The following is a 10,293-nucleotide window of genomic DNA, read 5'->3' as shown; positions in this document are numbered from 1 at the left end:
GCCGCAAATCGCATCTCACTGGTCTTGGTGCCACGCCCGCTCATGTAGCCTCCTCGGCTGATGGTCCATGCTTCAACCATCGCTGATTCCGGCCGGACAAAGCCTGCGGTTTTGTGACTCAGTCAGACTAGTGGTCTGTTGTTCAACGTTCGACTCTTGGACGGTCTTCCGGATGGCGCAACAGGTGGCAAAGCCCGCATCACGCTGCGACGCCAAATATGCAAGCGGAGCACGACCAGGGCGAACGTAACCACCATCAGGGTCGAGCAAGTTTGGTCTCGCTTGATTACACCGTAGCGTTGACTATTGTTGGTCCATCGCCCATCTATGGCCTTTTGAGCGGCAGCTTCGATTGACCTGCCCCGCCGCGTCTACCTGTTCGAACCCTATTGCTTCCGTCGAGTGTCTCACGTCCCGAGAGTTTGTCCTCTAGATAAGGCCAAAGACCTTCCGCCAATAACGCCCAGGGGTTCCCACCAGGCGAAACGGCTGTAACAGACTTCGAAGGAATGTCGTCATGACGGTTCTCCTTCGCATTCGATGCGGGCTGATCGCTCATGGGAACTGACACGTTTACACCGGGGTACAGAGCGACAGTCGCAATTCTTGATTGTTTGATGCGCAAGTGCACTAAAGGGTCCGCCAATCGAGGATCCGCAAGAACGAGAGCTTCGTCTAATGCGAAATCGGCAGTGGGCGGCTCATCAAAGCGGAGAGGACGAAGAAGCTCCCTGGCTACCAGTCTTCCTAGCCCGTCAAAACTGGCAGTCCACACGACTGGCTCACCCACTCCCCCCAAAACATAGGCCCACGCGGTGATTTCTGGAAAGCGTTGAGCACTCGCTGTAAGTAACCCAAGACTAGGCGTTCCTCCAGCAGCTATTGTTGCCAAGTATCCTGCCAATGCAGCAAAGATCTGGCGTTCGTTCTGTTCTTGCGATCTTTCTACATAGGAGAGAACTCTATCAAACGCTCGGACCCGCTCTTCCGGAGCTAGAGTTGATAGATGCTCAAACTCATTCATCAGATCTGTCGGAAGGACATTGCGCAAGGACCTCAGGAAGGAAGCCGTCTCGTCCGGATCCTTTTGAGTTCGCGCCACGTGGAGCAGGTGGATGCCTTCGATTAGCGGAAGTAGGCGTTCATCGCGCGGGGGCAAACGAACTCTGGACAACGTTGCTAATGCGCCCCAAATCGGTTCTAGCGCGGACCGAATTCTTGAAGATCTTTTGTGCTCCGCGCGGAAGAGGTTTTGAGCCTGATCATATTTCTGAGTCACTTCTGAAATGGATGGTGACCAGAGTGCGGCGGCGCGCGCGATAGCGAACGTTTGGGTCGCCGTGCAAGCCGGGATCCGGAGTCGCGCGAGAGGCCGTTCGGCTAGCAGCATTGTTTCGGCCACAACGAGCCCCGTCCATGCCGCAGCGTAGTCACCTAAATTACCATCTTTAGTCAGATCATCGACTACATCCATTCGATTCGGCGTCGTGATATGGCACCAGGCGGAGAAAGGTGATAAATCACTTCTCAGCTGGGCAAAGCGACTGAACAGGCGTTGCTGGTCCTCTTTGCGCACGATCAACACAAGTGGTTGGGCCACGGATGTCTCAGACTTGGTGGAAACCCACAAGACGCCGAATTCGTTGGGGCCGAGTCGCATCGGCGACTCCCGGATAGACCACGGAACCAAATGTTGCGGTTGAACTCCCTCCACCAGAGAGTTTAACTCACTATCTGTTACCCTACTGAAGTTCACATTTGGCAGCATTGCTTCACCACAGCTTCTGAACGGGAGGCGCATAAGCGAGCGCCAGCTTCTGCGGCAATTGGTTGGCGTAGTAGAGGTCTAGAGACGTCTTCGCCCTCGTTACCACAGTGTAGTAGTGTTCAGAATCATAATAATACTGAAGCTCTTCGCAGAACGGCCAGTGAACGGCTCGGAATTCTAATCCTTTGCAGCCCTGGACCGTTAGGATGCAAATGGGTGCGTCTTTGCTGAGCGTGGGGTCGTGATCATCATCGTTCGCTTCCCGAGCCCTTACGATCTGCGATTTGCCAGCTAACTCGGAATCATTCTCGAGCCGCGAGAAGACAAACTCCCGGTCCTCCTTGCGGGCTACAATTACACCCAACAGATCCCCTTGCGCGATCAAGTCTGCATATGCTCGCATCTGATCCCGCAGTCTCTGCGTTATAGCGGCGATGGTGGCGTCCTTCGAAAGTGGACCATGGATGATGATCCTTCCAGGCTTTGGTCCGTTATACAGGCAGGTCGATTCCAGGGATTGGCCGCCTTGAGCTACGAGAATGCGATCTGCCATTCGGCAGACGTCGGGTGCCAATCGATAGTGAAACGATAGAGACGAAACAATTGGTGCCGGGACCAGGGCGCGGATGGCGTCTATTCCACTGGAATCATCATAGATTCTTTGCCTAGCGTCTCCGACCAAGAAAAGTGTGTTAGCCCATTTGGATAAAAGCTCGATCTCCTCTGACAACAAATCTTGAGCTTCGTCAATGAAAAGCGTGTCGTATTTGGGAATCTTCGTCTTGGGAGCGAACCCCAGCGCCTCAGCTGCAAGCGACCGTTTCCGTTCGCCTAGCGTGGCCTTTGCTGCAGGAAGAGACGCTCCGTGCTGAGCGTAGAGTCCACGTATCCAGGTCTCCAGGGTGCTGACACAGGTTTGAGGAAAGATTTCTCTGCCTTGCGCGTCAAAGCATCCGGTCTTTATGAATTCTGTGAGCGACCGAGTGAAGCTCAAAACCAACACATTGGGTAAGCCCTGGCTCCGAACATATTGTGCTCGACGCAGCAACACGTTCGTTTTTCCAGAGCCTGGTGGCCCCAGCACTAAGTGATGCTCGCCAAGAGGCAAATCCTCAATTAATGCGACTTGATGTTTATCGAGATTCTCTCGTCGTGCCCACCACAATGACATTTCTGGTATCCGTCTCTTAGCTAACGTGCAGGAGCGATGCTGCAAGCGAGCCCAGCGAGGCTTCGATCTGCTCGCCTATTTGATCGCTCGAACCGGCCTCGTCCTTTGTTTCTGGAAGCTCGATGTGGCTCGATGCCTCGACTTCACTTATCTTGCTTTGAAGCGAAGCCTTGCAGTCGAACGACTGTCCGGCTGGCACAGCTTTCAGGAGCAGATCAATCGTCAGCGCGATTCTGCCCGTCAAAGGTGTGTCATTTTCGGCATCCCAAACGAAACGCAATTGCTTCGAGCAGTCGTATTGCCCCGCTTCGTTGAAGTGGACCGCAGTAATGCCGTGCCGTCCGAGGTATTCCAGAATTCGAGACTCGAGCGCATTCGCCACCTCTCTGACGCGTTGCCGCAATTCGTTGAGGCTGGGGGCCTTGTGGGTAATGAGATGGGTGCGAGTGAACCCAAGAACATTGAGAGCAAGCGCTCGCTGTTTTTCGTTACCAGCTAAAAAGTCTTCCAACTTGAGTAGCGAACGCTTCGTCCAATCTTTATCCAATGCTCGACGTGCGAGAAATATAAGATCGCGATCAACATCCGTTGCATTCACAGAGGGGGAAGCGGTCGCGACGATCCAGGCGAATCTATACCGATTTTCGCGCGACTTCAGAAACTCGGCTTCGAAGAGCAGTTCCCGCATAATGAGGTCGTGTAAGAGGCCGCCCAGTTGATAGACGTCCAACGCGTGCCAGGCGTCGGGCGTAGGATCAAGAAGCCGGAACAGATACTCCGGCGGGGAATATCTTGCGGTCGCAACTACCGGCAACTGGTTATTCTGGTCCGTCCCGAGGCCAATAGGATCATTGACGTCGCGCGTTACGGAGAGGTCTAGCAACGTCGCATGACTAAAATCGTCCGAGACAAATACATTTGCTGATTTAACATCACGGTGACAGAGCCCATGCGACCTTAGAAAAATGAGAGCTTGGGCGATTTGGTCAACAATCGACCTGATCTGGCTTCGCGGTATCTCACCGAGACATTTTGCGAGCTCTCTGCCCGGAGCTTGATTCATGACTAGGAAGAGATGGTTTTCGAACTCTCCGCCCTCGTACACGTCAACCAGATAGGGGCAAGCGTTCACGCCGAGCTCTACCTGACGCTCAATTCGTTTCCTCTCGATATTTCCCAAACTATCGGACGAAAATTTCCGATTGTAGAGCTTCAGCGCTCGAATACCATCAGGCGATTGGATGGAGAACACCTGTGAGGTCCCCCCTTCCCCAGCCTCACTGATCACCTCCCACGATGGACCTTTGTCGAGACACCATCGTCTCGCCGTTCCGATCAAATCGTCATCTGACACTGGAAATCCTATTAAAGAAAGCGCGTGGGAGGACCTACATTGTGGTCAGCAGGATCATCCGGCCGGGATCCTCGATGTGAAGCTAAAGGCGATATCTAGTCCTCCGTGAAGAATGCGGATTGACCAGAAAAATAAGCAAAAATGGTCTTGAGAAAGTATTCGATTTTGCAGGAAAGCGGTGTGTGGGACCTCGCTTTCCTGCGTTTTGGGATTTCGTTTTTGAGCGGTTTGTGATTCCCTGACGGCGTCGTCGACATTGGGGTATGCGATGAGCAAACCGCGGGATGATCGCCAGAAGGACCTGCTGCTTCCGGCACTCGATCAGATCATCGACATGGGTCATCCGCTGGTGCGGTTGGCGGCGCGGATCGACTGGAACGTGCTGAATGAGCGCTTTGGTTCGGTGTGCCAGGCAGGGTCAGGGCAGCCGGGGTTGCCGACGCGGCTGATCGCCGGCCTATTCATTCTGAAGCACATGCACAACCTGTCGGATGAAGCGCTGTGCGCCCGCTGGATCGAGAACCCCTATTACCAGCACTTCTGCGGCGAATTGAGCTTCTGTCACCGGTTGCCGTTCGATCGATCGTCGATGACGCGCTGGCGGCAGCGGCTTGGCGAGGAACAGCTCGTCGCGCTGATCCAGGAAAGTCTGTCGGTGGCACACAAGACTGGCGCGATCGGCCCCAAGGACCTGGAGCGGGTGGTCGTAGATACCACAGTGCAGCCCAAGGCAGTTGCGCATCCGACCGATGCGCGGCTGATGCATCGGGCCATCATCAAGCTCGTCGGGCTCGCCAAGCGCAATCGTGTGCCGCTGCGCCAGAGCTATCTGCGCCTGGCCAAGCGCGCCGCTATCATGGTCGGCCGCTATACCCACGCCCACCAGTTCAAACGCGCCCGGCGCCAGCTCAAGTTCCTGCGGACACGGCTTGGCCGGATCATCCGCGACATCCACCGCAAGATTGATGGCGATACGGTGCTGGAAGCTCGCTTCGGCCCGCTGCTCGGTTTAGCACAGCAGGTTCGCAGCCAGGATCAGCATCAACGCGGTCCGAAGGTCTATGCGTTACATGCTCCGGAGGTCGAGTGCATCGGCAAGGGGAAAGCCCGCGCGCCTTACGAGTTCGGGTGCAAGGTCAGCATCGCCACCCCCGTGACGTCTCCGAAGGGCGGCCAGTTCGTGCTCCATGCCAAGGCCCTGCATGGCAATCCCTTCGACGGGCACACGCTCGGTCCCGTAATCGCCGACATGGAGAAGCTCACCGGCGTGGAGGCTCGCCGCATTCACGTCGACAAAGGGTATCGCGGTCACAACCACCCGCATCGGTTCAGGGTCTGGATCTCGGGTCAGGTCCGCCGCGTCACAGCTGCCATCCGGCGCGAGATGAAGCGTCGCGCGGCTGTCGAGCCTGTCATCGGCCACGTCAAGGCAGAGCACCGCATGGACCGCAACTATCTCAAAGGGCGTCCCGGCGACTGTATCAACGCTGTCCTCGCCGCCGCCGGCTACAACTTCGGCCTGCTCCTGCGATGGCTCGCAGAGCTCTTGCGTGCCATCATCCGAGCCTTCCTCGAGACCATCCCGGCGCCAAATATCGCATGAGCCCGGCGCTGCGCCGGTTCTTCACGAACGACTATCTACCCCTCTCGTGAAGAAGAAATTCTGCCAACTTGCTGGCCCGCACGCATACATTGGGCTCGCTTTGTTATTTTGGTGCTGAACTTCGTCGCATGTTGGAGTTTGTACTCCGCGTGACGGTCTTGATCATTAGCTGCGAGTTCCTAGGCCTCGCGGCGGAGGCGGCGCTGTTCACGTCGTGTCGTACTACGATTCCGAGCGAATGGACGGCGCGTCTGGACGAGATGGCTAATCGAGCGACTGGGCGCCCGCCACATTCTACGAGGCACTGACCCTATTCGTCCGTCCAAGGATGCTGCCTCTGGTGCCGCAGACCTCGCAACTAAGCGAAAGGACGCGCCCCGCCTGATCAGGCTCGCCGTTCCTTTCTTTGGCTACGCCAGGCTACGCTTCCGAATTTCCTGCGATTGAAGCAGCAGCCGTCCTGCCCTCTGTGTCGTCCCATCATCGGTGGGGCAATCACTGTCATTTCGAACCGATTTCGCCGCGCTCAGCCATGGGCGTGCTGGACCTTTTCTGTATCCGGGAGGAGCCGGGCATGAGCCTCGAAACAGCGCTCGACGAAGCGATCGAGCCAAATTTGACCCAAGCCGATGCTGCCGAGAGAACAAGGCAGCAAAACCCTGCCGTAACGAGAAAGGTCAGCGTCCAGCTGTCCGAACAGATTTTCCGCCGTCTCGAAGTTGCAACGGACCGGCCCGGAGTTGGCAAGAGCATGGTCGTGGAGGCTGCTCTTGAAGGCTTCCTTGACCCAGCGCCGCCGATCGAAGGTCTCATTCATGAGGCACTCGATCGGATAACCAGGCAACTTGAACGTCTGGACAGTGAGGTCCGCATGATCGCCGAGACCGTTGCGCTGCACGCCCGTTATCATCTCACCGTCACACCTCAGATGCCGCAATCACAGCAGCGTGAAGCTTGTGCACTCGGCCAAGAGCGATTCAAGGCCCTGGCCGAACAGGTTGACCGGCGTGTGCGCTCGAACCGGCCCTTACTGCGAGAGACGATCGACCAAATCAAAGCCTCGAATGCTTACGGTCATGAGGCCGTCGATGTTTCGCAAGTATCTGCGGAGTCTGCCCAGGAAGGTCCCGCCGCCACTAGTCTAGACGCAACTGCCGACGTGAGCGCTGCCGCCGAGGAGGGCGGCAGCAGCCGCAACTTTCAAAATCTGCCAAACGCGTTCTGCTAAATCGGCCGGTAACCACAAGATCCGCACGCAACAAGCAGCGAGCGGCCCATCCAGTCTCAATGCTTCGCAGTCAGACGGTAGGCGACGAGTTTCGACTTGGCGCTTGATCGGCTGTGTTTTCCTTCCTTTCGTGGCCGGCTATTATCTTTCCTATCTGTTCCGGACCATCAACACGCTAATCTCGGGACAGCTCTCAGCTGATCTGGGTCTCGATGCTGCCAATCTTGGCCTGCTGACGTCGGTTTATTTCCTGGTGTTCGCGGGCGTCCAGATTCCGATCGGGACGCTGCTAGATCGTTTTGGTCCACGTCGGGTCCAGAGCGTGCTCCTGGTGATTGCCGGCAGCGGGGCGGCTCTATTTGGAGCGTCCACAGGATTTCTGGAGCTTCTGGTCGCGCGTGCGATGATCGGCATCGGTGTCTCGGCTGCAGCCATGGCTGGGCTGAAGGCCATTGTCACCTGGTTTCCAAAGGAACGTATTGCCCTGGTCAATGGCTACATGATGATGCTCGGCGCACTGGGTGCGGTGACTGCAACAACGCCAGCCCAATGGCTATTGGAATATACGGGCTGGCGTGGGCTGTTTGAGCTCTTGGCCCTTGCCACCTTCGCTTCTGCTTTCCTCATCTTTTGGATGGTTCCTGAGGCCGCGCGGCCACAGGTAACCAAGCCGACCGCAATAAAACTTAGTGCGATCTACACAGATCGGCGCTTCTGGCGGATAGCGCCGCTTTCCGCAAGCTGTATTGGGTCAGCTTGGTCATTGCAGGCCTTGTGGGCAGCACCTTGGATGATGAACGTCGAAGGGCTCAACCGCGAATCCTCGATCACCCATCTCTTCATCATGGCACTCGGGATCAGCGGCGGCGCGTTGCTACTTGGTACGTTGGCTGATCGGCTACGCCGACGAGGGATAGGGTCGGAAGCTCTGTTCGCAGCTGTGACAGTGCTATTTGTAGGGGCTGAGCTTGCGTTGATCCTGCGGGCGCCATTGCCATCGCTATTGCCATGGCTCGTCATCTCGATTGTCGGTGCAGCGACGGTCCTCAGCTATGCGACCGTAGCGGAATATTTCCCAAGAGAGCTCACCGGCAGAGCAAATGCCGGCTTGAACGTTCTTCACTTCGGCTGGTGTTTCATCGTCCAATACGGGACCGGACTCATCCTTGACCAATGGTCCGTTCAGGAAGGCCAGTATCCGATCATTGCTTACCAGGTTGCGTTCGCTTCCGCCGTTGGGGTGCAGGTTCTGGCGATAGGCTGGTTTGTGATCCCGTGGCTTGGTATTTTGGGCAGAAGGATCGTGAAATTCTTCCTCGGCGACCCCCAAACTGATGGTGGCGCGGTTGAGGTATTCGTGCCGTCAGAGGAGGCCGGCATAACGGAGCATGAGGGCGACGAGTGGTGACGAGAGTCGTATCGGCCCATCCACTCCCTCGCTTAACGGTGCGAACATCAAGAATTCCGCAGCGTCCAAGTATTCTGGTTCGATCTTTCTTTTCCTACGCCAGCCTACGATCACCGTGCGCTGCTCGTTGCGCCAATGACGGACTTGCCTTTCTAATCATACCCATCTGAGGCCGTTGGGGTGCCTCAGCTCTTGGGACGTCGATGACAATCCAGCCATTTCTGCCGGAGGTGATCTCGCGCGGAGCACGCATGCTGCGCACTGCGCTTGGTCCCGCGATCGGGCGCTTTTTGGAAGATCCCTTGATTGTCGAGGTGATGCTCAACCCGGACGGTCGGCTGTGGATCGATCGGCTGTCGAGTGGCCTGACCGAAACCGGCGAAAGCCTGTCCGCTCCTGACGGAGAACGGATCATTCGCCTGGTCGCTCACCATGTCGGCGCCGAGGTTCATGCGGGTGCGCCGCGTGTCTCGGCCGAGCTGCCGGAGACCGGCGAGCGATTTGAAGGTCTGCTGCCGCCGGTCGTTGCCGCTCCGGCATTCGCGATTCGCAAGCCGGCCGTGGCTGTATTCTCTCTCGACGACTATGTCGCCGCCGGGACCATGACTACCGAGCAGGCCGGCGCTCTTCGAAGTGCCGTCGCCGCTCGTCATAACATCCTGGTCGCGGGCGGTACCTCGACCGGGAAAACCACCCTGACAAATGCGCTTCTGGCTGAGGTCGCCAAGACGTCGGATCGCGTTGTTCTCATTGAAGATACAAGAGAACTTCAATGCAAGGCGCCGAATCTCGTTGCCTTGCGCACCCGGGATGGCGTGATCTCGCTGTCCGAACTTGTCCGCGCCTCGCTACGCCTGCGGCCCGATCGTATTCCGATCGGCGAGGTGCGCGGCGCCGAAGCGCTTGATCTCCTCAAGGCCTGGGGGACGGGCCACCCCGGCGGCATCGGGACCATCCATGCCGGCACCGCTCTTGGTGCGTTGCGCCGGCTCGAGCAACTCATCCAGGAGGCTGTGGTCACGGTTCCGCGTGCACTCATTGCCGAAACGATCAACGTCATCGCTGTTCTTGTTGGCCGCGGCGCCGATCGCCGCCTCGCCGAGCTTGCTCGCGTCTCGGGGCTCGGACCCTCCGGTGACTACAGCCTTTCAGCAATAGGAGATCAACCATGAGTTCTCGAGCGCCTCGCAACAAGCGCCTGATTGCCATCGCGGCATCAGCCCTCTCGTTCACCAGCGCGCTTCCCGCCTGGGCTGCTGGCTCGAACATGCCGTGGGAGCAGCCGCTCAACCAGATCCTGCAATCGGTTGAGGGGCCCGTGGCCAAGATCCTTGCGGTGATCATCATCATCGTGACCGGGCTGTCGCTCGCATTTGGCGATACCTCGGGCGGATTTCGGCGCCTCGTGCAGATCGTATTCGGTCTGTCGATCGCCTTTGCTGCCTCGAGCTTCTTCCTGTCGTTCTTCTCCTTTGGCGGCGGAGTGGTGATCTGATGGATGAGGTTCAAGGTTTTGTGGCACCAGTCCATCGCGCCTTGACGGAACCGATCCTGATGGGAGGCGCCCCGCGCTCGGTTGCGATCCTCAACGGCACCTTGGCGGCGGCACTTGGATTGGGCTTGCGGCTGTGGATCGCGGGCCTCCTGCTCTGGTTCATCGGCCATATGGCTGCCGTCTGGGCCGCCAAGCGCGATCCCGAATTCGTCGAAGTCGTGCGCCGCCACGTCCGCGTCCCCGGTCACCTCAACACGTGAATTGTG

At 57.5% G+C, this 10,293-nt stretch carries 9 protein-coding genes; 6 read left to right on the top strand and 3 right to left on the bottom strand.

From position 1 onward, the window contains the following. Positions 1-325: 325 nt before the first annotated feature. The 3 genes from ACV1FX_RS38925 to ACV1FX_RS38915 all read right to left on the bottom strand — a co-directional run bounded on the left by ACV1FX_RS38925 (position 326) and on the right by ACV1FX_RS38915 (position 4,293). Entirely contained in the window at positions 326-1,660 is a 1,335-nt protein-coding gene (locus tag ACV1FX_RS38925; protein WP_473122798.1) for a hypothetical protein, read from the bottom strand. A gap of 112 nt (positions 1,661-1,772) precedes the next feature. Next, complete coding sequence (locus ACV1FX_RS38920) at positions 1,773-2,939, bottom strand: AAA family ATPase (RefSeq protein WP_473122797.1); 1,167 nt, start codon at positions 2,937-2,939, stop codon at positions 1,773-1,775. A gap of 16 nt (positions 2,940-2,955) precedes the next feature. Next, complete coding sequence (locus tag ACV1FX_RS38915) at positions 2,956-4,293, bottom strand: protein kinase domain-containing protein (RefSeq protein WP_473122796.1); 1,338 nt, start codon at positions 4,291-4,293, stop codon at positions 2,956-2,958. A gap of 268 nt (positions 4,294-4,561) precedes the next feature. Here ACV1FX_RS38915 and ACV1FX_RS38910 point away from each other — a divergent pair, with 268 nt between their 5' ends. The 6 genes from ACV1FX_RS38910 to ACV1FX_RS38885 all read left to right on the top strand — a co-directional run bounded on the left by ACV1FX_RS38910 (position 4,562) and on the right by ACV1FX_RS38885 (position 10,287). Continuing rightward, positions 4,562-5,896, top strand: coding sequence for an IS5 family transposase (locus ACV1FX_RS38910; protein WP_473122795.1), 1,335 nt, complete (start codon positions 4,562-4,564; stop codon positions 5,894-5,896). Positions 5,897-6,470: 574 nt separating this feature from the next. Continuing rightward, on the top strand, positions 6,471-7,124 hold the full coding sequence (locus tag ACV1FX_RS38905; RefSeq protein WP_473122794.1) for a ribbon-helix-helix domain-containing protein: 654 nt from the start codon (positions 6,471-6,473) through the stop codon (positions 7,122-7,124). A gap of 103 nt (positions 7,125-7,227) precedes the next feature. Continuing rightward, the gene (locus tag ACV1FX_RS38900; RefSeq protein ID WP_473122793.1) at positions 7,228-8,532 is read left to right on the top strand and encodes an MFS transporter; all 1,305 of its coding nucleotides are present in this window, start codon (positions 7,228-7,230) and stop codon (positions 8,530-8,532) included. Between the two features lie 203 nt (positions 8,533-8,735). Further along, positions 8,736-9,704 (top strand): P-type conjugative transfer ATPase TrbB, encoded by a 969-nt coding sequence (gene trbB / locus ACV1FX_RS38895; protein ID WP_473122792.1) that lies wholly within the window; start codon positions 8,736-8,738, stop codon positions 9,702-9,704. Next, positions 9,701-10,027, top strand: coding sequence for a TrbC/VirB2 family type IV secretion system protein (locus ACV1FX_RS38890; RefSeq protein WP_473122791.1), 327 nt, complete (start codon positions 9,701-9,703; stop codon positions 10,025-10,027). The genes trbB and ACV1FX_RS38890 overlap by 4 nt, the downstream gene beginning before the upstream one ends. Further along, positions 10,027-10,287: a VirB3 family type IV secretion system protein gene (locus ACV1FX_RS38885; protein WP_473122790.1), complete on the top strand. Its 261-nt coding sequence runs from the start codon at positions 10,027-10,029 to the stop codon at positions 10,285-10,287. The genes ACV1FX_RS38890 and ACV1FX_RS38885 overlap by 1 nt, the downstream gene beginning before the upstream one ends. The last annotated feature ends 6 nt before the right edge of the window (positions 10,288-10,293 follow it).

The sequence above is a fragment of the Bradyrhizobium ingae genome (assembly GCF_055791185.1).
The sequence above is the reverse complement of the archived record's forward strand: the minus strand, read 5'-3'. Positions and strand labels throughout refer to the sequence as shown.

Bases quoted from the DNA above. Each gene is read 5' to 3' on its own strand.
- ACV1FX_RS38890 (WP_473122791.1), top strand. From the start codon at position 9,701: ATGAGTTCTCGAGCGCCTCGCAACAAGCGCCTGATTGCCATCGCGGCA.
- ACV1FX_RS38920 (WP_473122797.1), bottom strand. From the start codon at position 2,939: ATGTCATTGTGGTGGGCACGACGAGAGAATCTCGATAAACATCAAGTC.
- ACV1FX_RS38885 (WP_473122790.1), top strand. From the start codon at position 10,027: ATGGATGAGGTTCAAGGTTTTGTGGCACCAGTCCATCGCGCCTTGACG.
- ACV1FX_RS38905 (WP_473122794.1), top strand. From the start codon at position 6,471: ATGAGCCTCGAAACAGCGCTCGACGAAGCGATCGAGCCAAATTTGACC.
- trbB (WP_473122792.1), top strand. From the start codon at position 8,736: ATGACAATCCAGCCATTTCTGCCGGAGGTGATCTCGCGCGGAGCACGC.
- ACV1FX_RS38925 (WP_473122798.1), bottom strand. From the start codon at position 1,660: ATGCGACTCGGCCCCAACGAATTCGGCGTCTTGTGGGTTTCCACCAAG.
- ACV1FX_RS38910 (WP_473122795.1), top strand. From the start codon at position 4,562: ATGAGCAAACCGCGGGATGATCGCCAGAAGGACCTGCTGCTTCCGGCA.